The sequence below is a fragment of the Kocuria sp. KSNUG genome (assembly GCF_049532735.1).
Classification (GTDB): Bacteria; Actinomycetota; Actinomycetes; order Actinomycetales; family Micrococcaceae; genus Kocuria; species Kocuria rhizophila.
The window spans coordinates 1615591-1642559 of the sequence record NZ_CP150981.1 but is presented as its reverse complement, the minus strand read 5'-3'; the positions used below and the strand labels follow the sequence as shown (position 1 = coordinate 1642559).

Sequence of the window (26969 nt, the reverse complement as noted above, 5' to 3'; positions counted from 1 at the left end):
CCCTCGGGACACGGATGTCGAGCCTGCTCCCAGCGCAGGCCGTGCCGCGTCCCACGCGGACCGGTTCGGCCGCAGCCCGTGGCACCCCGCCGTGCGTGGCCTGGATCAGGCGTCGATCTGCTCCTGGTTCAGGTGCGAGGCGCCGGCCACGATGAAGTCCTTGCGGGGCGCCACCTGCGAGCCCATGAGCAGCGAGAACGCGCGCTCGGCGGCCTCCGCGTCCGCCACGCGCACCCGGCGCAGCACGCGGTGGCGAATGTCCATGGTGGTCTCCGCGAGCTGGTCGGCGTCCATCTCACCCAGACCCTTGTAGCGCTGGATGGGTTCCTTGTACCGCCGGCCCTGCTCCTCCAGGCTGCCCAGCAGGGTGTCCAGCTCGCGCTCCGAGTACGTGTAGACCATCTCGTTGGCCTTGGATCCGGGGTTCACGATCTGCACCCGGTGCAGCGGGGGCACCGCGGCGTACACCCGGCCGGCCTCCACGAGCGGGCGCATGTAGCGGTAGAACAGGGTGAGCAGCAGCGTGCGGATGTGGGCGCCGTCCACGTCCGCGTCCGTCATCATGATGACCTTGCCGTAGCGCGCGGCGTCCAGGTCGAAGCTGCGCCCCGAACCCGCACCGATCACCTGAATCAGTGCGGCGCACTCGGCGTTGGCGAGCATGTCCGTGATGGAGGCCTTCTGCACGTTGAGGATCTTGCCGCGGATGGGCAGCAGGGCCTGGTGGTTGGAGTTGCGCGCCAGCCGGGCCGTGCCCAGGGCGGAGTCGCCCTCCACGATGAACAGCTCGGAGCGGGCAACGTCCGCGGAGCGGCACTCCACGAGCTTGGTGGGCATGGACGAGGTCTCCAGCGCGTTCTTGCGCCGCTGGGTCTCCTTGTGCACGCGCGCCGAGATGCGGGACTTCATCTCGGCCACGACCTTCTCCAGCAGCTGGCCGGCCTGTGCCTTGTCGTCGCGCTTCTTCGACGTCAGCTGCCTGGTGAGCTCCGTCTCCACCACCTTGGCGACGATCTGGCGCACGGCGGGGGTGCCGAGGACCTCCTTGGTCTGGCCCTCGAACTGGGGCTCGGCCAGGCGTACGGTCAGGACGGCGGTGAGACCCGCGAGGACGTCGTCCTTCTCGAGCTTGTCGTTGCCGGCCTTGAGCTTGCGGGAGTTCGCGTCCACCTGCTTGCGCACCGTCTTGAGCAGGGCGTTCTCGAAGCCGCTCAGGTGCGTGCCGCCCTTGGGGGTCGCGATGATGTTGACGAACGAGCGCACCGTGGTGTCGTAGCCCACCCCCCAGCGCAGGGCGACGTCCACCTCGCACGTGCGCTCCACGTCCTGCAGCTGCGCGTGCCCGGAGTCGTCCAGCACCGGCACGCGCTCGGTGAACGAGCCCTGCCCCTGGAGCCGCCACACGTCCGTGACGGGGGCGTCCGCCGCGAGGAACTCCGCGAACTCGGAGATCCCGCCGTCGTACTGGAAGACCTCCTCCACCGGGCCGTCCGCACCCGGGGTCCCCGGCAGGCGGCGCTCGTCCGTGACGGTGATGCGCAGTCCGGGGATCAGGAACGCCGTCTGGCGGGCACGGCGCACGAGCTCCTCCGTGGAGAACTTCGCGTCCGGCGTGAAGATCTGGTCGTCCGCCCAGTAGCGGATCCGGGTGCCCGTGACACCCCGCTTGGCCCTGCCGACCACCTGCAGGTGCGAGTCGGTGGTGAACGGCTCGAACGGAGCGCTCGGGGACGGCGCACCCTTGTCCGTGAACGTGCCGGGCTCGCCGCGCTTGAAGGACATCTGGTAGGTCTTGCCCCCGCGGTCCACCTGCACGTCCAGGCGCGCGGAGAGGGCGTTGACCACCGAGGCACCCACGCCGTGCAGACCGCCGGAGGCGGAGTACGAGCCCCCGCCGAACTTGCCGCCGGCATGCAGCTTGGTGAACACCACCTCCACACCGGTCAGTCCGGTGCGGGGCTCGATGTCGATGGGGATGCCGCGGCCGTCGTCGTGGACCTCCACGGAGCCGTCCTTGTGCAGGAACAGCGCGATGTCCTGGCCGTAGCCCGCGAGGGCCTCGTCCACCGAGTTGTCGATGATCTCCCACAAGCAGTGCATCAGTCCGCGGGAGTCCGTGGAGCCGATGTACATGCCCGGGCGCTTGCGCACCGCTTCCAGTCCCTCCAGCACGGAGAGGTGGCGGGCGTTGTATTCGGATCGAGACGGTGTCACGGGCTTCTTCCGGGGTTTGGGTGGCCGCGAGGGCGGTTGGGGACCTCATCACTCTAGACGGCGCCCCGGTTTTGTGCGCGGTGGGCGAAACATCGGCCGTGCGGGAAGCAATGGCCGCCCGCGTGGGTTGTACTGGGACGTGCGATCCAGCTGATCGAGCCGACATCGCGCTGCGGTGCGCACACGCGTGCGCGCCGCATTCCACACCTGTGAGGAGGATCCCATGAACGCGACACTCGAAGCGCGTGAACTGAATGCGACCCACCGCTGCGATGCCTGCGGCGCGCAGGCCTACGTCCGCGTGGTCCTCGAATCCACCGGCGGCGAGCTGCTGTTCTGCGCCCACCACGCCCGCGTCAACGAGGACAAGCTGCGTCCCCTGGCCGCCACGTGGCAGGACGAGACCGAGCACATCGGAGCCTGAGTCCCCCACCGCGCCACGGCGGCGGAGACCGGCCGGGGCTGCGCAGGACATGGCATGAGACGAGGCGCGCACCGCACGGTGCGCGCCTCGTCTCGTACCGCACACCCGCGGCCCCGCGGGTGTCAGGAGGCCGCGGGTCTGCGACCCCAGAAGATCACGTTGGTTCCCAGGTACCGGCTCTCGGAGCCCACGTCCTCGAAACCGGCCTCCCGCAGCAGCCGTTCCACCTCGGCGGGCGGGACGAACCCCAGCGTGGAGGACTTGAGGTAGCTGTACGCGCTGCGGTCCCGGGCCACGATCTGACCCAGCAGCGGCAGCACCACGCTCATGCCCGCGGAGACGGCGAGCTTGAGCAGCCCGCGCGGCGGCGCCGTCTCCAGCACCACCACCCGGCCACCGGGCTTGAGCACCCGGAACTGCTCGCGCAGCACCCGAGGGACGTCACTGACGTTGCGCAGCAGGTAGCCGTGCGTCACGGCGTCGAAGGACGCGTCCTCGAACCGCAGCTCGTGGGCGTCCGCGAACTCCCACGTGATCGTGTCCGCACCGGGCTTGGTACGGGCCTCGTCCAGCATGTTCTCGGAGAAGTCCACCCCCACCACGTCCGCTCGCGGCTCACGACGCCGCACGGCCAGGGCGATCTCCCCGGTGCCCGTGGCGATGTCCAGCAGTCTCCCCTGCGGCGGCACCTGCGCCCGCCGGGCCACCTCCCGGCACCAGCGGGCATGGCCGCCCAGGGTCATGAGCGCGTTGATGCGGTCGTACTCCACGTTGATGCGGTTGAAGATGCCCTGCACCTGCGAGTCGCGCGCGGTCATCTCGTGCCCTCCCTCCGGGCTCTGCGCGGACATCAGTCCAGGTAGTCCCGCAGCACCTGCGAGCGGGACGGGTGGCGCAGCTTGGACATGGTCTTGGACTCTATCTGGCGGATCCGCTCACGCGTGACGCCGTAGACCTTGCCGATCTCGTCCAGGGTCTTGGGCTGGCCGTCCGTGAGACCGAAGCGCATGGCCACCACGCCGGCCTCCCGCTCGGAGAGGGTGTCCAGCACGGAGTGCAGCTGCTCCTGCAGCAGGGTGAAGGACACGGCGTCCGCGGGGACCACGGCCTCGGAGTCCTCGATGAGGTCACCGAACTCGGAGTCGCCGTCCTCGCCCAGCGGGGTGTGCAGGGAGATGGGCTCGCGGCCGTACTTCTGCACCTCCACGACCTTCTCGGGGGTCATGTCCAGCTCGTTGGCGAGCTCCTCCGGGGTGGGCTCGCGGCCCAGGTCCTGCAGCATCTGGCGCTGCACGCGGGCCAGCTTGTTGATGACCTCCACCATGTGCACGGGAATGCGAATGGTGCGGGCCTGGTCCGCCATGGCGCGGGTGATGGCCTGGCGGATCCACCACGTGGCGTACGTGGAGAACTTGAAGCCCTTGGTGTAGTCGAACTTCTCGACCGCGCGGATGAGGCCCAGGTTGCCCTCCTGGATGAGGTCCAGGAACAGCATGCCGCGGCCGGTGTAGCGCTTGGCCAGGGACACCACGAGCCGGAGGTTGGCCTCCAGCAGGTGGTTCTTGGCGCGGCGTCCGTCGTGGATCACCCAGCGGTAGGCGCGGCGGGTGTCGGCATCCATGGAGTCGGCCTCGTCCGCGAACTTGTGCTCGGCGTAGAGCCCGGCCTCGATCCGCAGCGCGAGGTCCACCTCCTGCTCCGCGTTCAGCAGCGCGACCTTGCCGATCTGCTTGAGGTAGTCCTTGACGGGGTCCGCGGTGGCTCCGGCGACGACCACCTGCTGCGCCGGGGCGTCGTCGTCGTCGTTGCTGGTCAGCACGAAGCCGCGGGCGCTGCGGTCCTGGCGCCCCTTCATGAGCGGCGCGGACTCCTCCACCGACGCCTGCTGGGACTCCTGGGCGTCGTCGTCCTCGGCGTCGTCCTGGAGGTCCTCCGTCACGATTTCGTCCTCGGCGAGCGCCTCGTCCACGGGGTCGGCCTTCTTGCGGCCGCGCCCGGTGCCGGTGCTCTTGGGCCCGGCCTTGGCCGCACTCTTGCGGGGTGTCTCCGTGGTGCCGGGCTTCTCCTCCGTGGAGGCCTTGGCCGCGGCTCCCGCAGCCTTGGTGGTGCCCGCGGCCTTGGTGGTGCCCGCGGCCTTGGTGGTGCCCTCGGCCTTGGTGGTGCCCGTTGTCCGTGTGCCGGTGCTCTTGGTGGCGGCCGTCTTCTTGGCCGCGGTCTTCTTGGGTGCAGCCGTCTTGCGGGCTGCCGTCCTGGTCCCCGCAGTCTTCGCGGTGGAAGCCGTCGTGGTCGAGGCCTCCGCGGTGGCCGCCGTCTGCTCTGCAGCGTCCGACGCCGCAGGCGCGGTGGAGCTCGCCGTGCGCGACGAGGCCGCCGTGGTCTTCTTGGCGGCGGTGCTCTTGCGGGCCACGGTCTTCTTCGCGGCCGTGGTCTTGGCCGCGGTCGTCTTCTTGGCCGCCGTGGTCTTCTTGGCGGGTGCCTTCTTCGCGGCGCCACTCGTGCTCGCGCCGCTCTGGGAGGCCGACGCCGCCGAGGCGGTCTCCGCCGCGGGGGCCTGCGAGGCGGACGCGGTCTTGCTGGCAGCTGGTGACACGGAAAACCTTTCGTTGGACAGATCTTCGGACGCGTGCCACGCGGGTGGCCAACACGCCTATGACCCTGTCAAGTCCGGTGCAGTGACAGTAATGTCCGACCGGGACTCTGAGGGTCCTACTCCCGGCAACGCCACACCCCCGCAGATTGTTCCCACCCCCGGGGAGAAAGTTTTCCGCGCGGCTGCTCCGGCCCGCGCACCGAACCACCGCAGTCCCCCGCAGGCCACGCACGACGACACCCGACCCCACCCGGGGTTCGTGCCCTCAGCCGCGGCTCCAGTGGTGGCGCCCCGGCCACGCCGTGGCCCGGCTCGCGCACCACCACGGTGTGGGAAGCGTGCTCAGGCGGCGCCGGACGTCGCTCACGGCGTGGCGCCCAGCCCCCGGAGCACTGCCCTCGTGGCAGTGTCCCTCCAGCAGGCGAGCGGCCGTGAGGGACCGCCCACGGTAGTGCTCCAGCTGAGCCAGAACGGCGACCACCGTGGTGCGTGCCTCCCGCCCACGGTCCTCATCCCCGGCGTTGACCGCCAGCACCGCGTCGAGCACCTGGAGCACCCTATGGGCGCTATCCACGGAGTCCCAGTGCGGTGGCCCGTCCCACTCCCCGGACACCGCGGCGATGCACCGCAGTGCCTCGTCGATGGTGTCCGCGTCGGGATCCGGCTGCCCCGGGGCACCCCCGTCCAGGCGCTGCGACGCCGCATGGAGCCCCACCAGCGCGGCCGCCGCGCGCTCTGGGCTGCCGGTGAGCCACATGTAGAGCAGTGCGTCCCGGCTGAGATCATCCCCCAGGTCGTCCAGCAGCCGGAGGAGTATGCGGTCGGGCCACGCGAGAACTTCCGCCACCCAGCGGTTCCGGTTCCGGCCCACACTGTGCCCGGCGGCCGACCAGGCTGCGAGCCGTGCCCTGGCCCGGCCCACCGTGAGGTCGTGGGACGAGGCGGACCGTGGGGTCGGCGCGGCGGCGTGCCGGTCCGCCGTCTCCCGGGGGCTGCGGTCCGCGGATCGCCGGAGCGCCTCGCGCAGGTGCGCTCCTCTCTCCTGCACGCGGGACCGCCACACGGGGTCGTCGCGCAGGAGCGGTGGTTCCGCGCCGCTGCCCTCGGTCACGAGCTGGGCGTTCACGGGGCTGTCCCGGATCAGCCGGGCCGGCAGCGCCCGCTCCGGCTCCTCGGCGTCCCACCAGTGGGTGGGCCCCACCACGAGCAGCCGCAGCAGCTCGAATCCCGTCAGGTCCACGATTCTCCGCCACCGTGCGAGGGCCCCGGAGGCCTCGGTCACCGCGTCCCCGGTCTCCGTGGCGCAGTAGACCACCACCACCAGCTCACCGCGGTGCGGCGTGCCCGCGAGGAGTCCCGCCAGGTCCTCGGCCACCGCAGGCAGGTCCGTTCGGGAATCCGGGGTGTCGAGGCTGAGGCACAGGGCGTGCCCATCCCTCACGGGAAGGAACAGCACGGTACCGTCGCAGGGGCTGTGCCCCAGCTGGTGGGGAATCAGTGCGAGCAGGTCCTCGCAGCGGCGGACGGTCACGGTCGGGGTGGATTCAGGAGCCACGGTCATGCCCCCACGGTGCCCCGGGGTACGAACGGCCGCGTGACCGCGGCGTCGTACGTGGAGGGCCGGGGGCCGCAGGCGCACCGGGACCACCGTGGTGCAGTGCGCTCACCGCGGCATGCACCCGGCACCGCCCGCCGCGGGCGCGCCCTCCGCAGAGGGCGTCAGACCGCGTCAGACCGCATCGGGTCCGTGGACGCGACGGACCTGGCGGCTGCACCGCAGGATGGCCAGCGTGCCCACGAGCGCCACGAGTCCCTGGGCGGCGATGGCGGGACGGAACGCCTCACCGTCGTACAGGGTGGACGAGATCCCGGCTCCGTAGAGCAGGTCCAGCACCAGCCCGGTGACCCAGATGGCGAGCAGGGACGCCGCGAAGCCCCCCACGTTGGCGAGTCCCGTGGCCGTGCCGCTGACCCGGGGCGGGCTGAACGAGCGCACGATGTCGAATGCGATCATGGAGGCGGGAAGGGAGAGGGCTATCAGGCACACGCCCCCGTAGACCACGGCCAGCGGAGCCCTGCCCGGCCACAGCAGCAGGACCGCCCAGCCGGACCAGCTGACCGCGCAGCAGGCCAGCACCAGCCTGGAGCGGTGGTGGGCGAAGCGCGCGCTCAGCCTGCCGATCACGGGCGCCACCACCACGTTGAAGACCACGTACACCGTCATCACGGCAGAGGCCTGCCCCGGGTCCAGCCCCTGGGCGTTCTGCAGGTACGGGTAGGCCCACATCAGCGCGAACGTGTTGCCCGCGAACTGGACCGTGAAGTGCACCCAGAAGCCCAGGCGCGTTCCCGGTTCACGCAGCGCCAGGCCCATGGACGCGCGCACCGCGGAGAACGAGATGCTGTCGCTGAGCTCCCGCGCGCCGGGAGGGTGGTTGCGCAGCAGCAGTCCGGACAGCACCGCGGCGAGCATGGCGATCCCCGCCATCACCACGAACGAGGGCACCCACCCGGCGGCGTGCAGCAGCACGGCGAAGGGCAGCACGGAGAACAGCTGCCCCAGGTTGCCCGTCATGCCCACCACCTGGGAGAGCATCGGGACGCGCAGCGGCGAGAACCACACGGGCAGCAGGCGCATGACGCACACGAACGTGGCCGCGTCCCCGGCGCCCACCAGGACGCGTCCCACCACGCCCTCGGCCACCGACTGCGCCGAGGCCAGCTGCAGCTGCCCCGCGGCCATGGCCACCCCGCCCACGGTGATCAGGATGCGGGGACCGAAGCGGTCCAGGAGGACCCCCACGGGAACCTGCAGCACGGCGTAGACCAGCACCTGCATCATGGAGAACAGGGAGAGACCGGAGGCCGCGGTCTGGAAGCGCTCGGCGGCCTCCACGGACGCCACCCCGAAGCTCGTGCGCTGGGCTACGGCGGAGAAGTAGGCGAACATCCCCACCGCCAGGATCAGCCACGCGGTGGGAGAGTCCCTGGACCGGGGCGCGCTGGGCGAGGGGGTGCGGGGCATGCTGGAGGGCCTTCCGGGGGCTGTCATTGCTCTGCCCCCGCGCGCACGGCCCGTGGGCTACTGGTCCTGGTGGCCGTCCGAGTCGTTGCGAGCGGCCAGGAACGCCTCGGCCGCGGCGCCGAGGTCGTCGGCGTCGGGAAGATCGGAGTCGTCAGGCCCGGCGAGGATGGACCGGCGGGCGGACGCGTCCACCACGTCATCGTAGCGCCGTTCCATGCTCTCGATGACGGCCTGCACCTCGGGGGACGAGTTCGCCTGCTCGTCGATCTGGCGGATCACGTCCCGGGAGGCCTCCCGCAGCTCGTCGGTGGGCAGCGTGCGGCCCGTGACCGCACTGAGGTGCTCGAGGGCCGCCACGGCGGCCTGCGGGAGGTAGGACTCCGCGAGGTACTGGGGGACGTGAACGGACAGACCCACGTGGTCGATCCCGTGCTCCTGGAAGCGCAGCTCCAGCAGGTGGGAGGCCGAGGCGCTCACCTCGAAGCTCGGCCGGCTCCCGCCCATGCGGGGCAACAGGTCCGCGCGCGGACCGTGGGCCGTCACGAGGACGGGACGGGTGTGGGGCACGGGCATCGGGATGCCGTTCACGATCGCCACCAGGGAGACCCGCAACCGCTGGGCAAGCCCCACCACGGCCGCGGCGAACCGCTCCCACTGGGTGTCCGGCTCCGGACCGGTGAGCAGCAGGAAGTGCCGGTCCAGCCCGTCGGTGACGAGGTGCAGGTTCAGCTCGGGAGCCTCCCAGTCCTCGAAGTGGTCCTCCGCGAAGGTCACCCGGGGGCGCCGCGAACGGTAGTCGTAGAGCTGGTCGAGGTCGAAGCGTGCCACCGTCTCGCTCGGCATGGAGTCGAGGACCACTGCCTCGATCTGACCCGCGAGGTGCCCGGCCTCCACGTACCCGGAGAGGGCCACGATCATCGGCAGACCACGCAGCCGGTCATCACCCAGCAGAGCGGGGTTGCCCAGGTACAGGGCCGTGGGATCCAGCACTTCTCCTCCTAGTGGACACGGGCCGCGGCGCACCCGCAGACCACGGCGCGCGCCCTCGATGGACAGGGAACGCCCCCGGGGTCACAGGGTATTCCCGCCCCGCAGACCGCAGCCGGATGACTAGGATCGGTGTCACATCGGCGCATCGCGCCCGGGCCCGCGGCCACCTGCACCGCGGCTCCGACTGTTCTCAGCCAGGCGTGGAAGGACATCACAGTGACCACAGCGCAAGAGATCCTCACGACCCACGAGGTGAGCCTCACCGCCGCCACCAAGCCCCTGGGCGACTCCGCCACGGACGCGCTCGTGCTGGGCGTCCTCCAGGACGGCACCGTCTCGGTGCCGAGCGACGTGAAGGCGGGAGTCCGGCGTCGTCTGGCGCAGCTCGCCGAGCGGGCGCAGGCCTCGGGCCGCCTGGAGAAGGTCGTCGTGGTCCCCGCGCCGGACGACGTCCGCGCCGGTCTCGTGGTCTTCACGGGCCTCGGCGAGGGCCAGGGTCGGGAGCAGCTCGAGGACCTGCGCCTCGCCGCGGGCTCTGCGGTGCGCGCACTGCAGGGCCGGGCCTCGTCCGCCGTGGTCTCCCTGCCCGTGGACACCGCCGAGCAGGTCCAGGCCGTGGCCGAGGGCGTGGGCCTCGCGGCGTTCGTGTACACCGCTCAGAAGACCCGCACCGTCGAGGACAAGGACCGGCCCCTGGAATCCGCCGTGGTGAGCGTGCCCAAGAACCTCGCCAAGGCCGCGAAGCCCGCCGTCGAGCGTGCCCGCCACGTGGCCCGCGCGGTGCGTCTGACCCGCACCCTCGTGGACCTGTCCCCGGACACCGCCACCCCGGAGTTCGTGGCGGACGTGGCCACCACCGCCGCCAAGGGCACCAAGGTCAAGGTCGAGGTGCTCGCGGAGAAGGAGCTGACCCGCGGCGGCTTCGGTGGTCTGCTCGGCGTGGGTCAGGGCTCCGTCAACGGACCCCGGCTCGTGAAGCTGCGCTGGTCCCCGGCGCGCGCCAAGAAGCACGTGTCCCTGGTGGGCAAGGGCATCACGTTCGACTCGGGCGGGCTCTCCCTGAAGCCGCCGGCCTCGATGATGACCATGAAGTCGGACATGGCGGGTGCCGCGGCCGTGCTGAGCACGGTCCTGGCCGCGGCGGCCCTCGAGCTGCCCGTGGCCGTGACCGGCTGGCTGTGCCTCGCGGAGAACCTGCCCTCGGGCTCGGCCACCCGCCCCGGCGACGTCCTGCGCATGCACAGCGGCCACACCGTCGAGGTGCTCAACACGGACGCCGAGGGTCGCCTGGTGCTCGCCGACGGCCTGTGGGCCGCCGGCCAGGAGAACCCCGACCTGCTCGTGGACATCGCCACCCTCACCGGCGCGCAGATGGCCGCGCTCGGCGTCCGCACCGCCGGTGTCATGGGCGACGACGCCGCCCGCTCCCTCGTGGTCGACGCCGCCGCGCGCGCGGGCGAGCCCGCGTGGCCCATGCCCCTGCCCGAGCACCTGCGCCCCTCGCTGGACTCCTTCGTGGCGGACCTGAAGAACATGGGCGACAAGCACGGCGGAATGCTCGTGGCCGGCCTGTTCCTGCGCGAGTTCGTGCCGGAGCAGGGTGGACGCAAGCTCCCGTGGGCCCACATCGACATCGCCGGACCGTCCTTCAACGAGTCCCAGCCGTGGGGCTACACCCCCAGGGAGGGGACGGGCTTCGGCGTGCGCACGATGCTCGAGATCGCGGCCGCCCACGCCGAGTGAGCAGCGCCGCGTGAAGTGCGCCACGTCGCGGGGCCCCACCGGGCAGCAATACCTGGTGGGGCCCCGTGGGTGGCGTTAGGCTTGACCCCAACCGTGACCGTCCTCCTCAGACCCCGGATCGGGCCTCGGGCGGACATCCGAATCCAAGAACTCGAACCCCGAGGGAGCCAACGTGGCCGACAACCAATACGACATCCTGGTCCTGGGCGGAGGATCTGCCGGGTACTCCGCCGCTCTGCGCGCGGTGCAGCTGGGCTACTCCGTGGCGTTGATCGAGAAGGAGAAGCTCGGCGGCACGTGCCTGCACTGGGGCTGCATCCCCACCAAGGCGTACCTGCACTCCGCTGAGCTCGCAGAGGGCGCCCGGGAGTCGGAGAAGTACGGCATCAAGGCCACTCTGGAGTCCATCGACATGGGTGCCGTGCGCGACTACAAGAACAAGATCGTGCAGGGCAAGTACAAGGGCCTCACCGGGCTCATGAAGATGCGCAAGGTCGATGTCATCCAGGGCAACGGCAAGCTCACGGGCAAGAACACCATCGATGTGGACGGCACCACGTACACGGGTGAGCACATCATCCTGGCCACCGGATCCGTCTCCAAGACCATGGGTCTGGAGATCGGCGGCCGCGTGATGACCTCCACCGAGGCGCTCGAGATCGACTTCGTGCCCAAGTCCGCGATCGTCCTCGGCGGCGGTGTCATCGGCTGCGAGTTCGCCTCCATGTGGCGCTCGTTCGGTGTGGACGTCACCGTGATCGAGGGTCTGCCCCACCTCGTGGCCAACGAGGACCCCGCGATCATCAAGACGCTCGAGCGCGAGTTCAAGAAGCGCGGCATCAAGTCCAACCTGGGCACCTTCTTCGAGAAGGTCGAGCAGAACGACGACGGCGCCAAGGTGACCCTCGCGGACGGCAAGGAGTTCGAGGCGGAGATCGTGCTCGTGGCCGTGGGCCGCGGCCCGAACACCGCGGACATGGGCTTCGAGGACCAGGGCATCCCCATGGACCGCGGGTTCGTGACCCCGAACGAGCGGCTGCACACGGGCGTGGGCAACATCTACGCGATCGGCGACATCGTTCCCGGCGTGCAGCTGGCGCACCGCGGATACCAGCAGGGCCGCTTCGTGGCCGAAGAGATCGCCGGGCTGAACCCCGTGGTGGTCCCGGACATCAACGTTCCCAAGGTCACCTTCACCGAGCCGGAGATCGCCTCCGTGGGCTACTCGCAGCCCAAGGCCGAGGAGAAGTTCGGCAAGGAGAACGTGGAGACCTTCGAGTACAACCTGGCCGGCAACGGCAAGAGCTCGATCCTCGGCACCGGCGGCCTCATCAAGCTCGTGCGCGAGAAGGACGGCCCCATCGTGGGCTTCCACGCGATCGGCACCCGCATCAGCGAGCAGATCGGTGAGGGCCAGCTCATGGTCAACTGGGAGGCCTACCCGGAGGACGTCGCGGCGTTCGTCCACGCGCACCCCACGCAGAACGAGGCCATCGGAGAGGCCGCCATGGCACTGGCAGGCTCTCCCCTGCACGGCTGAGCCACGAGCGGGTGCGCGTCCCCGGGGACACGCACCCGCTTGCTCCTCCCGGTACCGCCCGGGCCCGGACACGTAGAACATTTTTCGAGAAATTCTGTAGAGAGGGACGGACGCGACAATGTCTGAAACCGTTAATCTGCCCGCACTGGGTGAGTCTGTCACCGAAGGAACCGTCACCCGCTGGCTGAAGCAGGTCGGGGACGAGGTCGCGGTGGACGAGGCCCTGGTGGAGGTCTCCACGGACAAAGTGGACACCGAGGTTCCGTCCCCCGTGGCCGGTGTGGTCGAGAAGATCCTCGTGGACGAGGACGAGGACGTCGAGGTCGGCGCACCCCTCGTCGTGATCGGTGTCGGCTCCGGCGGATCCGAGCAGGGCTCCGACTCCGGCGCGGACACCGCCGAGGAGCCTGCCGCGCAGGACTCCGACCAGGGCTCCTCCGACGATTCCAGCAACTCCTCCGAAGAGCCGCAGGAGGCCCCGAAGGCGGACACCAAGCAGGCCTCGGGCAACTCGGTGGAGGTCACCCTCCCCGCGCTGGGCGAGTCCGTGACCGAGGGCACCGTCACCCGCTGGCTCAAGCAGGTCGGCGAGAGCATCGAGGTGGACGAGCCCCTGCTGGAGGTCTCCACCGACAAGGTCGACACCGAGGTCCCCTCCCCCGTGGCCGGCACCATCCTGGAGATCAAGGTCCAGGAGGACGAGGACGCCGAGGTCGGCCAGGTCCTGGCCATCGTGGGCGACGAGTCCGCGGCCGGTTCCGGCGACTCCGGCTCCGGCTCCGACAACGGCTCCTCCGAGAAGTCCGGTGAGACCAAGGCCGAGAAGGTCGAGGACGCCGCCACCACCGCCGACTCCGGCGAGAACACCGAGCAGGCCGCCGAGGCCAAGACCGAACAGGCCCCGACGGCCGACACCAAGCAGGCCTCGGGCAACTCGGTGGAGGTCACCCTCCCCGCGCTGGGCGAGTCCGTGACCGAGGGCACCGTCACCCGCTGGCTCAAGCAGGTCGGCGAGAGCATCGAGGTGGACGAGCCCCTGCTGGAGGTCTCCACCGACAAGGTCGACACCGAGGTCCCCTCCCCCGTGGCCGGCACCATCCTGGAGATCAAGGTCCAGGAGGACGAGGACGCCGAGGTCGGCCAGGTCCTGGCCATCGTGGGCGACGAGTCCGCGGCCGGTTCCGGCGACTCCGGCTCCGACAACGGCTCCTCCGAGAAGTCCGGTGAGACCAAGGCCGAGAAGGTCGAGGACGCCGCCACCACCGCCGACTCCGGCGAGGACACCGAGCAGGCCGCCGAGGCCAAGACCGAGCAGGCACCGAAGGCCGACACCAAGCAGGCGTCGCCGCAGAATGGCGGGGACTCCTCGTCCGCGGGTTCCCCCTCCAAGGACGTCCCCGGCTACGTGACCCCGCTGGTGCGCAAGCTCGCCCGCGAGAAGAACGTGGATCTCGACTCGCTGACCGGTACCGGTGTGGGCGGACGCATCCGCAAGCAGGACGTGCTCGCTGCGGCGGAGAAGGCCGAGAAGTCGTCGGCTCCCGCCGTCCAGGACACTGGCGCGGACCTGTCCCCCGCCGTGTCCCGTCAGAGCACCGAGTCCGCCGCCGCCCCGGCTGCGGACGCCAAGCGTGGAACCACCGAGAAGGCTCCCCGGATCCGCATGACCATCGCCAAGCGCATGCGCGAGTCCCTGGACGTCTCCGCCCAGCTCACGCAGGTGACCGAGGTGGACATGACCCGCGTGGCCAAGCTGCGGCAGCAGGCCAAGGACCAGTTCCAGAAGCGCGAGGGTGCCAAGCTCACGTTCATGCCCTTCTTCGCGAAGGCCGTGGCCGAGGCGCTGCAGGCACACCCCGTGCTCAACGCCACGTTCAAGGAAGACTCCAAGGAGATCGTCTACAACGGCTCCGAGGACATCGCGATCGCGGTGGACACCCCCCGCGGGCTGCTGGTGCCGGTCGTGAAGAACGCCGGTGACCTCAACCTGGGTGGCCTGGCCAAGCAGATCGCCGAGCTGGGCGCCTCCGCCAAGGACGGCAGCATCTCCCCGGATGCGCTGGCCGGCGGCACGTTCACCATCACGAACATCGGCTCGTTCGGTGCACTGTTCGACACCCCGATCATCAACCAGCCGCAGGTGGGCATCCTGGGGACCGGTTCGATCGTGAAGCGGCCCATGGTGGTCACGGACGCGGAAGGCAACGACACGATCGCCATCCGCCACATGTGCTACCTGTCGCTGACCTACGACCACCGTCTGGTGGACGGCGCGGACGCCGGTCGCTTCCTGAGCACCCTCAAGAAGCGCCTGGAGGCCGGGCAGTTCGAGTCGGAGGTCGGTCTCTGAGCGACGGTTCGACGTGTGCGGATGGTGGGGGGCTGCGCCCCGTGAACCGTCTGCACGCCACCGTCCGGTAACCCGCCCCACGGGCCCGGGATGTGGAGTGCCTCACGCACGCCGCGTCCCGGGCCCGTGGTCGCTTCCGAGAGCCGCTGTCTCGGTTAGTCTCGATCCATGACATTCCTGCTGAACCTCCTCCTCTTCCTCCACATCGTGGGCGTCGCTGTGATCGTTGGCACGTGGATCTACACCATGAAGCGCCCCACCGTGACCGCCGGCCAGTTCTGGGCCGCCGTGCTCATGCTCATCACCGGTCTGGGCCTGGTGGGCATCCACGAGATGGGCGGCGGCTCCATCAACTACGCCAAGATCACCGTCAAGATCGTGATCCTGCTGGTGGTGCTCGTGGCCGCCTTCATCGGCATGCGCAAGACCCAGCGCAACGAGCCCGTGTCCACGGGCCTCGCGCACGCGGTGGGCGGCATGGCGCTCATCAACGCCGCCGTGGCCGTGTTCTGGTGATCTGAACCGCCTGGTTCGACCTCCGGAACCCCGGCGCCCGCAGTCCTCTGGACCGCGGGAGCCGGGGTCCCTCCATGTCGGGGTCACCGTGACGGCAGCGGGGCCACGTCCGCGAGACGCCATCCCTCCGGCGTCCACACCACGGTCACGCGCACTGCCTGTCGCGCCCGCGCCCCGTCACGTCGGACATGGGCCTGCGTGGGCACCGCGCCGTCCCAGCCGCGGGTCACGATCTCGGCACGGTAGGTGCGCGTGCGCGCCTCCTCCGCCGGGGTGAGGCGCCCTCCCGGCACCCGTTCCTCCTCCTCCAGGGACTCCACCTCCATGCTGAGCCCGGAGAGGGGGGTCTCGCCGGTCCCCGGAGCAGGCTGCGCGGCGGCGCGACGGATCAAGTCACGGTCCTTGGCCGCGAGCGCCGAATCCGGGACGTACACCGCCGAGACCGCGGCTTCGTCACCAGCCGCCAGTGCCGCCGCCCGGGCGGAGACGAGCTGCGTGACGGCCTCCCGTGCTTCTCCCTCCTTGTCCTGAGCCCTCGCACCGGGTGCCTCCGAGTGCGGCGTGCCGCCCTCCCGACCCGTGCGTTCCGCCGGGCTTCCATCGGCACCGTCTCCATCGGCACTCTCGCCCGCGGTTCGCCCGGTTCGTCCCTCCGCCGGCTCGGGCCCGGCTGACGCCGAGGACGTCGGTGGCGCGTCCGGGCCAGCTGCCGTCCCCGGAACTGCCCCGGCCGCGCCGGCCGCCTTTCCCGGGTCCGCCGCAGTCACCGGGCCAGGAACCGCCGCAGACGACGCCGCGGCCTCCGGGTCCACACCCGCGCCGTCTGATCCGGTCCACGCGGCGTAACCGCAGGCCAGCAGGGTGGCGAGACTCGCGGCCGCCACCATGGCAAGCACTCTCGGGTGGTTTCCTGCTCGTCCCATCCACCCGACGCGGGCATCCCCGTGCCCGAGAGCCGAGGCTGCCCCGCCCGCAGTGTTCGCACGACGTTCGGGGCCCCTCACCGAACGACCGGAGCGGATCGTGCCCGTGCGGGTGGTGCTCCTGCGGCGGTCACGTGCCGCCCCCGATCCCCGTCTGCGGGCGACGTCACCTCCCTCTGAGCCAGAGGCGCGGGCTGAGAACCTCCGGCGGGACCGCACCACGGTGCCGTCCGCACGGATCACTTCCGGGGTCATACGCTCCTGCGGCCGCCGCGCGGGCGCGGACCTGGGAGCGGGAGCGGCGAACCCGGCCGCGAGCTCCCCGGCGGTGGGGCGGACGGACGGGTCGTCGGCGAGGGCGGCCTCCAGCATGAGCACGAGGTGCCGCGGTGCGGAGGGCACCATGAGGGTGAGCGGAACCCGGTGCGAATCCGGCCCAGGCATGCGCCCGGTGAGCGCCCGCCACCCCAGGACACCGAGCGCGTACACGTCCTGGGCCCCGGATGCCGGGCCGGCCGCGGTCCCCCCAGTGCGGTCGGGGGCGCCCTCCGGGTCTCCGTCCAGCAGCCCCGGCGCCGTCGAGCGGTCCCCGTGGCCCCACGCTGCAGGGAAGCCACTGCGCCCCGGGCGCACGCCGTAGCCGTCCAGCAGCACCTGCCCCTCCGCGGTGACGATCACGTGCTCCGCGCTGAGACCCCCGTGCACCCAGCCGTGCTCGTGGAGGTGGCCGAGCCCCCGGGCCGCGGCCGCGAGCACGGGTGCGATCTCCTCCGGTGTGATCCGCCCCGCCTCGCGGGCGCGCTGCGCAAGAGTCGTGCCCCTGACGTGGTCCGTGACGAGCCCCGCGACCCGGCCGTCCTGCTCCAGGGTGGCCCGCACGGACACGAGGTGAGGGTGCGGGTTCTCGGACCACGCCGCCACGAGCTCCGCGAAGTGCGCCTCGAGATCGCGGCGCAGGACCGGGTCCTCCGCGACCGCAAAGGTCACCGTGAACTCCTCCCGGGTGGTGGACTCGTGCGCCCGCCACGTGCGGGTTCCCGCCCCCTCGCTCAGCACCCCCGCAAGCTCCAGTCCCCCGAGCAGGGCTGCTTCGGACACCTCGCCGTCGCCCGCGCCAGAGCCCGGGCTGTGGTCGCCCGGCACGACGCCGCCGGACCCGGCTTTCTCGCGCCCGCCCGGGTCTCCTGCCGTGCGCCCACGCACCTGCCCGTCCGGATCCCCGCCAGGACTCCCCGCCGAGGGCATCTCCGGTGCTGCCCGAGCGGAGACATCACGGCGCCCGAGTGCCGGGGCGGCGTCGGGGTCCCCGAGTGCCGGGGCGGAATCGAAGGTCCTGGGCACCGGGGCGGGGTCCGCGCCCTGTGATCGCCGGGTCATGGCGCGCGCCGCGCGGACCCGGTCCATGGCCGAGGGCCGGGACGCGGCAGGGCGGTCCTCGGCGGTCTGCGGGGACCGCGGCTCCGACGGCGGCTCGGACGGCGGGAAACCGTGCCCGTGACGTGATCGGTGTGTGTGCATGCCCCCACTGTGCCGCGCGGGCTGTGCGCCCGCTCACGTTATCCACAGGGTGGGGGGAAGGGATAAGCTGGTCGAATGGCTCTGCACTTCGAACGCATCGGATTCGCCCCGGAGCTGGTGAACTACCGCGAGTGCCTGGACCTCCAGCGGCAGGTCCACCAGGAGGTCGTGGCGGGCACCCGCGGCAACACCGTGCTCATGGTCGAGCACGATCCCGTGTACACCGCCGGGCGCCGGACCGAGAAGCACGAGTACCCGTGGGACGGCACCGAGGTGGTGCCGATCGGCCGCGGAGGCAAGCTCACCTACCACGGCCCGGGCATGCTGGTGGGGTACCCCATCGTGCGTCTTCCCATCCCCCTGGACGTCGTGCGCTTCGTGCGCGTGCTGGAGGAGGTCATCATCGCCGTGGTGCGGGACTTCGGTGTTCCTGCCACCACCGTGGAGGGCCGCTCGGGTGCCTGGGTGCTCGCGGACGAGCGCGGTCCGGACCGGAAGATCTCGGCCATCGGCGTGCAGGTGTCCAAGCGCGCCACGCTGCACGGCTTCGCCTTGAACTGCTCCAACGACCTGCGCCCGTTCGGCAAGATCATCCCGTGCGGCATCACGGACGCCGGCGTCACGTCCCTGAGCGAGGAGACCGGGAATCGCATCGACCCGGTGGACGTTGTGGCACGTATGGAGCAGGAGCTCACCGCACGGGAGTCCGATCTGTGCGTCCCGTTCGAACCCGATTCCCCGGCCCCGCCGCTGCGGCTGGCACCCGCGCCCGGCGCGGCGTCGAGCACCGTGTCCTGAGGGGACCCGGCCCACACCTGTCGAAGCGCTCCCCCGCCGACACCACGCGGTACGGAGCACCCATCGCCACCAGCGAGGAGTACGCATGACGATCGCACCCGAAGGCCGCAAGCTGCTGCGCGTCGAGGCACGCAACGCCGAGGTGCCCATCGAGAAGAAGCCGTCGTGGATGAAGAACACGGCCAAGATGGGCCCCCAGTTCACCGAGCTGAAGTCCATGGCCCGCGGCCGCGGCCTGCACACGGTGTGCGAGGAGGCCGGCTGTCCCAACATCTACGAGTGCTGGGAGGACCGCGAGGCCACCTTCCTCATCGGTGGTGACACGTGCACGCGCCGCTGCGACTTCTGCGACATCGCCACGGGCAAACCCGGCATGGTGGACGTGGCCGAGCCCCGCAAGGTGGCGGAGTCCGTCCGGGACCTCGGTCTGCGGTACGCCACGGTGACCTCCGTGGCCCGCGACGACCTCGCGGACGGCGGCGCCTGGCTCAACGCGGAGACCATCCGCGCCATCCACACCATGAACCCCAGCACGGGCGTGGAGATCCTCATCCCGGACTTCAAGGGCCAGCCGGACGCCGTCCAGCAGGTCATCGACGCCCAGCCCGAGGTCTTCGCCCACAACCTGGAGACGGTGCCCCGGATCTTCAAGCAGATCCGCCCCGCCTTCGCGTACGAGCGCTCCCTGGACGTGCTCACGCAGGGCAAGGAGCACGGCATGATCGTGAAGTCCAACCTGATCCTGGGCATGGGCGAGACGGACGACGAGGCCTACGAGGCCCTGTGCGACCTCCACGACGCCGGCTGCGACATCATCACGCTCACGCAGTACCTGCGCCCGGGCCCCACGTTCCACCCCATCGACCGCTGGGTGAAGCCCGAGACGTTCGTGGAGCTCTCCAAGGCCGCCGAGGAGATCGGCTTCCTGGGGGTCATGGCCGGGCCCATGGTCCGTTCCAGCTACCGCGCCGGCAAGCTGTGGGCACGGGCCATGAAGAAGATGGGGCGCGAGATCCCGGAGCACCTCTCGCACATCGACGACTCCGGCTCCGCCGCCCAGGAGGCCTCCTCCCTGCTGGCCCGCCTGAGCTGAGCCCGCGGGCGGACGGATCCCGCTCACGGGCCGAGGCCCCGCCCACCCACGGACCGACGACGACGCCGCCCCCGCCCGGGCGGCGTCGTCGTCTCCCGTGCGGCCGACCCCCGCGCCGTGCGACGGCCGCTGCGTCCCGGGCCGGACCCGCCCGGTCAGCGGATAGAATGGCCCCGATCCCCTACCACCAACTGCGAGGAAGCACCGTGTCACCAGCCACGTCCACCAAGGCCAAGGCCGCCGAGCGCGACCGCAAGCGCGAGGAGAAGCGGCAGCGCAAGGCCGCCAAGGGCCCCGGCGTCTTCGCGCAGATGAAGCAGGTCTTCCAGATGACCCGCGAGAACGAGCCGAACATCCTGTGGTGGATGATCCTGCTCGGTCTCGCTGTGCTCCTGGTGTTCCTGCTCATCGGTGTGGCCCTGGGCAACTGGATCACGTGGTTCCTGATCGGCATCCCCTTCGCCGTGCTAGCGGCCGTGATCCTGCTGTCCCGGCGCGCCGAACGCGCCGCGTTCACCCGGATCGAGGGTCAGCCCGGTGCCGCCGGTGCCGCCCTGTCCACGCTCAAGCGCGGCTGGATCGTGGAGGAGGAGCCCGCGGCCATGGACCCCAAGTCCAAGGACCTGCTGTTCCGCGCCGTGGGCCGCCCCGGCGTCGTCTTCATCACCGAGGGCCCCGTGAACCGCGTGGACAAGCTCGTCAAGAAAGAGCGCCGGCGCATCGGCCCGGTGATCACCAACGTCCCGATCCACGTGATCAAGTCCGGCAACGGTGAGGGCCAGGTGCCCCTGAACAAGCTCACCAAGCAGCTGCGCGGGCTGGACAACAAGCTCACCAAGCAGGAGGTCCAGGTGGTCTACCGCCGGATGAACACCCTGCAGAACAAGCTGCCCATCCCCAAGGGCGTGGACCCCACCCGCGCCCGCCCGGACCGGAAGTCCATGCGCGGCCGCTGAGTCAGCGCACGCGCACCAGCACCGTGCCCACGGCGCGGTCGTGCAGCCCGCGGTGGTCCTCGTCCACCACGAGCGGCGGGACCACAAGACAGATCAAGAGGGACCGAACGGCCGCTCTGCCGAAACCGGCGGGGCGGCCGTTCATCGTCTGCACCTGCAGACCCATGATCCAGTGGCCCGGGGAACGCCCGAAGAAGCCGACCATGAGCGCGCTCAGCACGAAGAACACCAGCAGGTTCATGAGCCCGGCACCGTTCCACTGCGCGAGGAACAGCCCCGCGATCAGCAGGGAAATGAGCCAGTCGATCACGAGCGCCACCACCCGGGGTGCGAAGCGTGCGATCGAGGCCGGGCCCTCCGGGGGGCGGCCGAGCCGACGGCCCGGATAGGGGCTGCCCGAGCCCGGGGCGCCGTCGAGCCACGAGCCCATGTCCTGGCGAGAAATCATGGTTCCAGCCTATCCGCCGCGCCCGGTGACCCCGTGCAGCCTCGCTAGACTGGGACCCGTACTGACCGGTCGGCCGCCCTCCCGGGGCTGTTACACGCGCGAAACACGCGCGTCACGGGTGGGCAACGCCAGGTTCCTACGCTGGACACCAGAATCGAACGGCCGCGGTCCCCGACAGGGTCCGCCGCGGCGTCGATCGGACGCCCACAGACAAGGAGAACAGGTCCATGTTCCAATCAGCCGAAGAAGTTCTGGCATTCCTCAAGGACGAGGAGGTCGTGTTCGTCGACCTCCGCTTCACGGACATGCCCGGGGTGCAGCAGCACTTCAACCTGCCGGCCAAGGCGGTGGACGAGGATTTCTTCACGGACGGCCAGCTCTTCGACGGGTCCTCGATCCGCGGCTTCCAGGGCATCGCCGAGTCCGACATGCAGCTGATCCCCGACCCCCAGTCGGCCTTCGTGGATCCCTTCCGCGTGGAGAAGACCCTGGTGGTCACGTGCTCGATCGTGAACCCCCGCACCGGTGAGCCCTACCACCGCGACCCCCGCGGTGTGGCCGAGCGCGCCGAGGCCTACCTGGCCTCCACGGGCATCGCGGACACCGCCAACTTCGCGTCCGAGGCCGAGTTCTTCGTGTTCGACGACGCCCGCTTCCAGGTCCGCCCGGAGTCCACCTTCTACAAGCTGGACTCCGAGGAGGCCCCGTGGAACAGCGGCCGCAAGGAGGAGGGTGGCAACCTGGCCAACAAGACCGCCCTCAAGGGCGGCTACTTCCCCGTGTCCCCCGTGGACAAGCAGGCGGACCTGCGTGACGCCATGTGCGTGGCCCTGGACGAGGTGGGTCTCGAGGTCGAGCGCTCCCACCACGAGGTGGGCGCCTCCGGCCAGGCGGAGATCAACTACAAATTCTCCACCCTGACCGCCGCGGCCGACGACCTGCTGAAGTTCAAGTACGTCATCAAGAACACCGCGGATGCCTACGGCAAGTCCGTCACCTTCATGCCCAAGCCCGTGTACGACGACAACGGCTCCGGCATGCACTGCCACCAGTCCCTGTGGAAGGGCGGCGAGCCGCTGTTCTACGACGAGAAGGGCTATGCCGGTCTCTCGGACGTGGCCCGCTGGTACATCGGCGGTCTGCTGGAGCACTCCTCCGCCGTGCTGGCGTTCACCAACCCCACGGTCAACTCCTACCGCCGCCTGGTCAAGGGCTACGAGGCCCCCGTGAACATGGTCTACTCGCAGGGCAACCGCTCCGCGGGCATCCGCATCCCCATCACGGGCACCAACCCCAAGGCCAAGCGCCTGGAGTTCCGCGCCCCGGACCCCTCCTGCAACCCGTACCTCGCGTTCGCCGCACAGCTGATGGCGGGCCTGGACGGCATCCGCAACCGGATCGAGCCCGCGGACCCGGTGGACAAGGACCTCTACGAGCTGCCCCCGGAGGAGGCCAAGGACATCAAGAAGGCCCCCACCTCACTCGAGGAGGCGCTGAAGGCCCTGGAGGAGGACCACGAGTTCCTGCTCGCCGGTGACGTGTTCACCGAGGACCTGATCGAGTCCTGGATCGAGTACAAGCGCGAGTTCGAGCTCAAGCCGCTCTCGCTGGTCCCCCACCCCCTGGAGTTCCAGCTCTACTACGGCGTGTGAGCTGCGCCCACTGACGGACCGGCGGCCCCGTTCCCTGTGGAACGGGGCCGCCGGTCCGTGCACGGGTTCGCGGCACCGGGTCTGGAGCACCCGGGTCTGGAGCACCCGGGTCTAGCGCACCCGGGTCTAGAGCACCACGGGCCGTTGCCCCGGTGCCGGCCCGTGGCGGCGGATGCGGCGCGTGGCCGGGTCCAGGGCCCAGAGGTAGATCCCGTACGTCAGCGCGAGCAGCGCGGCGATCACGCGGGCCGCGATGAGGCTGAGGTCCAGGTAGGGGAAGATGTCCAGCTGGTCCACCACGGCGTAGACCGAGAAGAACCCCGTGACGAAGAACAGCACGTCCGTCTGCCAGTCGGGGCGGATCCCGGTGATGGCGAACAAGGGGATCAGCCACACCACGTACCAGGCCTGGATGATCGGGGCGAGCAGCACGAAGCCCGCCATGGACCACGCGAGCCGGCGCATGATGGTGGCATCGCGCCCCACGAACATCAGCGCGATCGCCACGCCCGCCGCGACCACCGTGCCCAGGGTGTGCACGGCCTCCATCCACGCGGAGCCGTCGAGGCCCCACGAGTCCCCCACGAGCTGCGCGAAGAGCCCCAGCAGCCCGAAGGGCGCGTACCAGATGTACACCGTGCCCGGGGTGGACACCGCGGAGACCCACCCGAAGCCGAAGCCGCTGACCAGTCCCATGACGGCCAGCAGCACCACGGAGTAGGCCAGCGTGAGGGCCCACACCACGAACTTGCGGGGCCAGCCGGCGTTCCTGCCCGCCCACAGCAGGCCCACGAAGGGCAGGAACACCAGGGTGATGGGTTTGATGGCCACCGAGAGGGTCACGAGGGTGGTGCCGATCAGCCCACCCTTCCAGTTGCGCTGCACGGCCGCCGCGTAGGTTCCCAGCAGGGCGAGCGCGAGCATGATGGCGTCGTTGTGCGCGGCGATCACGAAGTTGGTGAGGAACAGCGGATTGGCCACCGAGAGCCACAGCGCGCGGCGGGGGTTGACCCCGTGCAGTCGGGCCAGGCGCGGGATCACCCACATGCACGCGATCACGGAGACCACGCACAGGGCTCGGAACAGCAACACCGCCACGTCGGGGTTGCCGCCCGACAGCGTGACCACCAGCTGCTCGATCCACAGGAAGACGGGCCCGTAGGGCGGAGGGGACTCGGCCCACAGCTGGTCCGCGCCGAGCTGGAAGAAGTTGTCGATGGACGAGACCCCGGACTCGTACGGGTTCAGACCGTTGGCCATGACCCGCCCCTGCCCGATGTACGAGTACACGTCACGGCTGAACAGCGGGATGCTCACGAGCATGGGCCCCGCCCACGCGGCGATCGCGATCAGCACCCACCGTGCGCTCTGCGGCCCCCACGGGTGCAGCTTCTGCCCCAGCCGCAGCCACTGCCGCACCAGGAGCATGGCCCCCAGGGCCAGCAGCACCACGGACACGACGACACCCAGGGTCTCGAAGCGCATCCACATGACCAGGGGATTGCGTCGCAGCCCGGACACACTGGCCAGCCACCCGACGCCCAGGGAGCCGAGGAACAGCATCACCGAGCCCAGCGTGCCCATGAGCACCGTCCGGCGCAGGGAGGACGACGTCGCCGCGTCCCGTTCCGCTCGCGGCGCACCCGTTCCCGGGGGCCTCGTGGCGTGGCGGTCCGTCGTGGACGTGGGGCGCACGGCGCTCCTCCCGGTCGAGTGCGTGCCGGGCGTGGACGAATGCTCCGGCGGGTGTCTCCTGTGCGGGTGCCCGGTGGAGACGTCGGGGCCGATCCTACCGCGCGGCGTCGGTACCGGGCCCGGGCGGCGTCGTGCCCGACCGGTGGGCGCCGTCGTGGCGGAACCCCGGGGCGGCCTCGCGCCGTGACCCGGGGCGGCATCCGGCCGCGGGCGCGGGAGGGGCGCGCGGCGCGATAGATTGGACGGCGTGACGACTGGAAACCGGAGAATCGTGTGGATCGACTGCGAGATGACGGGGTTGTCCCTGTCCGATGACGCGTTGATCGAAGTGGCCGCGCTCGTGACCGACGACGAGCTGAACGTGCTCGGCAGCGGCGTGGACGTGGTGATCAAGCCGCCGCAGCAGGCGCTGGAGCAGATGAACGACTTCGTGCGCACCATGCACGAGAAGTCCGGCCTGCTCCCCGAGCTGGAGAAGGGCACGGACATGGCCCAGGCCCAGGCCATGGTGCTGGACTACATCCGCGAGTGGGTTCCCGAGGCGGGCAAGGCCCCCCTGGGTGGCAACTCCGTGGGCACCGACAAGACGTTCCTGAGCCGGGACATGCCGGAGCTCGTGGACCACCTGCACTACCGGATCATCGACGTCTCCACGATCAAGGAGCTGGCCCGCCGCTGGTACCCGCGGGCCTACTTCCAGGCACCGGAGAAGACCGGCAACCACCGCGCGCTGGGAGACATCGAGGACTCGATCGACGAGCTGCGCTACTACCGCCACATCCTGTTCCCCGGGGACCCGGGGCCCACGTCCGACGACGCCCGCAGGGTCGCCGCGCTGATCCAGGCCTCCCCCACCCGTTCGGGCCACTGACCCCGCCTGCGCGGCCGGCGCCCCGATGCGGGAATGCGGCCGAACGTGCGCTATAGTGGTCGTCGTTGCCCGGAGGGACGCACAGCGTTCCGCAACGGGTTTCATGGTGGGCGTAGCTCAGTCGGCAGAGCGCCTGGTTGTGGTCCAGGAGGTCGCGGGTTCAACCCCCGTCGCTCACCCCATCACCCGAAGAACGCGGCATCCGGTGCGGATGCCGCGTTCTTCGTGTCCGGGCCGCTGCCCCTCGGACCAGCCCTCCCCCGAGACCGGACTCGCGTGCCGCCACGAACCACCGGCCCGGTGCGCGGGGCCCGGCGTTCGGCACCCCCGCATCCCGGTGAAGCCCCGTGCGACCCGCCTCAGCACAGCACGACGGCGGCCGGCCGCCCCGCGGGGGAAGCGACCGGCCGCCGTTCGAACCAGGCCCTACGGCTTGAGGACCACCTTGAGACAGCCGTCCTTCTTCTCCTGGAACATCTTGTACGCCTCAGGGGCGTCGTCCAGGGACACGTGGTGGGTCGCCAGGGACTCCAGCCCCAGGACGTCCTCCGGGCGGCTGGCGATCTCCAGCAGCTCGTCCGTCCAGTGACGGACGTGGCACTGGCCCATGCGCATGGTGATGCCCTTGTCGAACATCTCCATCATGGGCATGGGGTCGGCCATCCCACCGTAGACACCGGAGAGGGACACCGTGCCCGCGCGGCGCACGCTGTGGATCGCGCTGTGCAGGGCGTCCAGGCGGTCGATCCCCACCGTCTCGATGGTCTTTCGACCCAGGGCCTTGGGCAACCGGGCCGCACCCGCGACGATCTTCTCCGCCACCGGGTTGCCGTGGGCCTCCATGCCTACCGCGTCCAGGACGCCGTCCGGACCGCGCCCGTCGGTCATCTCGCGCAGCGTCTCGGAGACGTCGTCCACCTCGCGCAGGTCCACCGTCTCCACGCCCCAGCTCTTGGCCGTGGCCAGGCGCTCGTCCACGAGGTCCACTGCGATGACGCGCTGCACGCCCTGCAGCTTGGCGGAGCGCACCGCCAGCTGGCCCACGGGGCCGAGGCCCAGCACCGCCAGGGTGTCCTGCTCCCCCACGTTCGCGTACTTCACGCCCTGCCACGCGGTGGGCAGGATGTCGCTGAGGTAGAGGAAGCGCTCGTCGTCGAAGTCCTGGGGGAGCTTCACCGGGCCGAAGTCCGCGTGGGGCACCCGGACCATCTCGGCCTGGCCACCGGGCACGGCGCCATAGAGTGACGAGAACCCGAACAGGGCCGCCCCTGTGCCCATCTCACGCATCTGCGTGGTCTCGCACGCCGCGAAGAGGCCGCGGTCGCACATCCAGCAGTGCCCGCACGCGATCACGAAGGGGACGACCACCCGGTCTCCCGGTTTCAGGGAGGAGACCTCGGAGCCCACTTCCTCCACGATGCCCATGAACTCGTGGCCCAGCACGTCGTTCTTGTGCATGTACGGGCCCAGCACCCCGTAGAGGTGCAGGTCCGAGCCGCAGATGGCCGTGGAGGTCACCCGGACGATCGCGTCCGTGGGGTCCTGCAGCACGGGATCGGGAACGTTTTCAACCCGGACGTCGCCGAGTCCTTGCCATGTCAGTGCACGCATGCCCCCAGTCAA

General features: G+C 70.6%; 20 protein-coding genes and 1 tRNA gene. 11 read left to right on the top strand and 10 right to left on the bottom strand.

All coding sequences use genetic code 11. The features are described from left to right. Positions 1 to 105: 105 nt before the first annotated feature. Positions 106 to 2214, bottom strand: a complete 2109-nt coding sequence (locus AABM36_RS07100) for a DNA gyrase/topoisomerase IV subunit B (RefSeq protein ID WP_191872105.1) — start codon at positions 2212 to 2214, stop codon at positions 106 to 108. A 223-nt stretch (positions 2215 to 2437) separates the two neighbouring features. Between AABM36_RS07100 and AABM36_RS07095 the strand changes: the two genes are divergently transcribed. Then, the gene (locus tag AABM36_RS07095) at positions 2438 to 2638 is read left to right on the top strand and encodes a DUF7455 domain-containing protein (RefSeq protein ID WP_047978633.1); all 201 of its coding nucleotides are present in this window, start codon (positions 2438 to 2440) and stop codon (positions 2636 to 2638) included. A 122-nt stretch (positions 2639 to 2760) separates the two neighbouring features. On the opposite strand, the gene AABM36_RS07090 is transcribed toward AABM36_RS07095, so the two are convergent. The 5 genes from AABM36_RS07090 to AABM36_RS07070 all read right to left on the bottom strand — a co-directional run bounded on the left by AABM36_RS07090 (position 2761) and on the right by AABM36_RS07070 (position 9243). Next, entirely contained in the window at positions 2761 to 3489 is a 729-nt protein-coding gene (locus AABM36_RS07090; RefSeq protein WP_423445479.1) for a ubiquinone/menaquinone biosynthesis methyltransferase, read from the bottom strand. After that, positions 3489 to 5045, bottom strand: coding sequence for an RNA polymerase sigma factor (locus AABM36_RS07085; protein ID WP_423447924.1), 1557 nt, complete (start codon positions 5043 to 5045; stop codon positions 3489 to 3491). Before AABM36_RS07085 ends, AABM36_RS07090 begins: the two co-directional genes overlap by 1 nt. A gap of 448 nt (positions 5046 to 5493) precedes the next feature. Continuing rightward, a complete protein-coding gene (locus AABM36_RS07080; protein WP_423445478.1) occupies positions 5494 to 6789 on the bottom strand; it encodes a hypothetical protein in 1296 nt (431 codons plus the stop codon). Positions 6790 to 6957: 168 nt separating this feature from the next. Then, positions 6958 to 8253 (bottom strand): MFS transporter, encoded by a 1296-nt coding sequence (locus tag AABM36_RS07075; RefSeq protein WP_259919684.1) that lies wholly within the window; start codon positions 8251 to 8253, stop codon positions 6958 to 6960. 57 nt (positions 8254 to 8310) lie between these two features. Continuing rightward, positions 8311 to 9243: a proteasome assembly chaperone family protein gene (locus AABM36_RS07070; protein WP_019310694.1), complete on the bottom strand. Its 933-nt coding sequence runs from the start codon at positions 9241 to 9243 to the stop codon at positions 8311 to 8313. Between the two features lie 216 nt (positions 9244 to 9459). On the opposite strand from AABM36_RS07070, the gene AABM36_RS07065 reads away from it, so the two are divergent. From AABM36_RS07065 to AABM36_RS07050, 4 genes are all read left to right on the top strand, one after another. After that, positions 9460 to 10986, top strand: a complete 1527-nt coding sequence (locus AABM36_RS07065) for a leucyl aminopeptidase (protein ID WP_423445475.1) — start codon at positions 9460 to 9462, stop codon at positions 10984 to 10986. Positions 10987 to 11158: 172 nt separating this feature from the next. Further along, complete coding sequence (gene lpdA, locus AABM36_RS07060) at positions 11159 to 12526, top strand: dihydrolipoyl dehydrogenase (RefSeq protein ID WP_047978638.1); 1368 nt, start codon at positions 11159 to 11161, stop codon at positions 12524 to 12526. Positions 12527 to 12644: 118 nt separating this feature from the next. Next, positions 12645 to 14876 (top strand): 2-oxoglutarate dehydrogenase, E2 component, dihydrolipoamide succinyltransferase, encoded by a 2232-nt coding sequence (gene sucB / locus AABM36_RS07055; protein WP_423445473.1) that lies wholly within the window; start codon positions 12645 to 12647, stop codon positions 14874 to 14876. Between the two features lie 168 nt (positions 14877 to 15044). Next, complete coding sequence (locus AABM36_RS07050) at positions 15045 to 15392, top strand: hypothetical protein (RefSeq protein ID WP_019310698.1); 348 nt, start codon at positions 15045 to 15047, stop codon at positions 15390 to 15392. A gap of 83 nt (positions 15393 to 15475) precedes the next feature. Here the strand turns inward: AABM36_RS07050 and AABM36_RS07045 are convergent, their stop codons facing one another. Next, complete coding sequence (locus AABM36_RS07045) at positions 15476 to 17833, bottom strand: serine/threonine protein kinase (protein WP_423445470.1); 2358 nt, start codon at positions 17831 to 17833, stop codon at positions 15476 to 15478. Between the two features lie 75 nt (positions 17834 to 17908). On the opposite strand from AABM36_RS07045, the gene lipB reads away from it, so the two are divergent. From lipB to AABM36_RS07030, 3 genes are all read left to right on the top strand, one after another. Beyond that, the gene (gene lipB / locus AABM36_RS07040; protein WP_059281907.1) at positions 17909 to 18631 is read left to right on the top strand and encodes a lipoyl(octanoyl) transferase LipB; all 723 of its coding nucleotides are present in this window, start codon (positions 17909 to 17911) and stop codon (positions 18629 to 18631) included. A gap of 85 nt (positions 18632 to 18716) precedes the next feature. After that, entirely contained in the window at positions 18717 to 19724 is a 1008-nt protein-coding gene (gene lipA, locus AABM36_RS07035; protein WP_019310701.1) for a lipoyl synthase, read from the top strand. A 206-nt stretch (positions 19725 to 19930) separates the two neighbouring features. Further along, a complete protein-coding gene (locus AABM36_RS07030; protein WP_039100836.1) occupies positions 19931 to 20680 on the top strand; it encodes a DUF4191 domain-containing protein in 750 nt (249 codons plus the stop codon). Position 20681: 1 nt separating this feature from the next. Here AABM36_RS07030 and AABM36_RS07025 read toward each other — a convergent pair whose 3' ends face one another. Next, positions 20682 to 21128, bottom strand: a complete 447-nt coding sequence (locus AABM36_RS07025; protein ID WP_102614078.1) for an RDD family protein — start codon at positions 21126 to 21128, stop codon at positions 20682 to 20684. Between the two features lie 227 nt (positions 21129 to 21355). Here AABM36_RS07025 and glnA point away from each other — a divergent pair, with 227 nt between their 5' ends. Further along, a complete protein-coding gene (gene glnA / locus AABM36_RS07020) occupies positions 21356 to 22780 on the top strand; it encodes a type I glutamate--ammonia ligase (RefSeq protein ID WP_070636459.1) in 1425 nt (474 codons plus the stop codon). 126 nt (positions 22781 to 22906) lie between these two features. Here the strand turns inward: glnA and mptB are convergent, their stop codons facing one another. Beyond that, positions 22907 to 24475 carry a polyprenol phosphomannose-dependent alpha 1,6 mannosyltransferase MptB gene (gene mptB / locus AABM36_RS07015; protein WP_423445467.1) on the bottom strand — a complete coding sequence of 523 codons (1569 nt, stop codon included), beginning with the start codon at positions 24473 to 24475 and terminating at the stop codon, positions 22907 to 22909. Positions 24476 to 24722: 247 nt separating this feature from the next. Between mptB and orn the strand changes: the two genes are divergently transcribed. Further along, the gene (gene orn / locus AABM36_RS07010; RefSeq protein ID WP_223246194.1) at positions 24723 to 25346 is read left to right on the top strand and encodes an oligoribonuclease; all 624 of its coding nucleotides are present in this window, start codon (positions 24723 to 24725) and stop codon (positions 25344 to 25346) included. A 106-nt stretch (positions 25347 to 25452) separates the two neighbouring features. After that, positions 25453 to 25528: transfer RNA gene (locus AABM36_RS07005), tRNA-His, on the top strand. Positions 25529 to 25772: 244 nt separating this feature from the next. Here AABM36_RS07005 and AABM36_RS07000 read toward each other — a convergent pair. Further along, positions 25773 to 26957 carry a zinc-dependent alcohol dehydrogenase gene (locus AABM36_RS07000; protein ID WP_144802864.1) on the bottom strand — a complete coding sequence of 395 codons (1185 nt, stop codon included), beginning with the start codon at positions 26955 to 26957 and terminating at the stop codon, positions 25773 to 25775. Positions 26958 to 26969 lie beyond the last annotated feature (12 nt).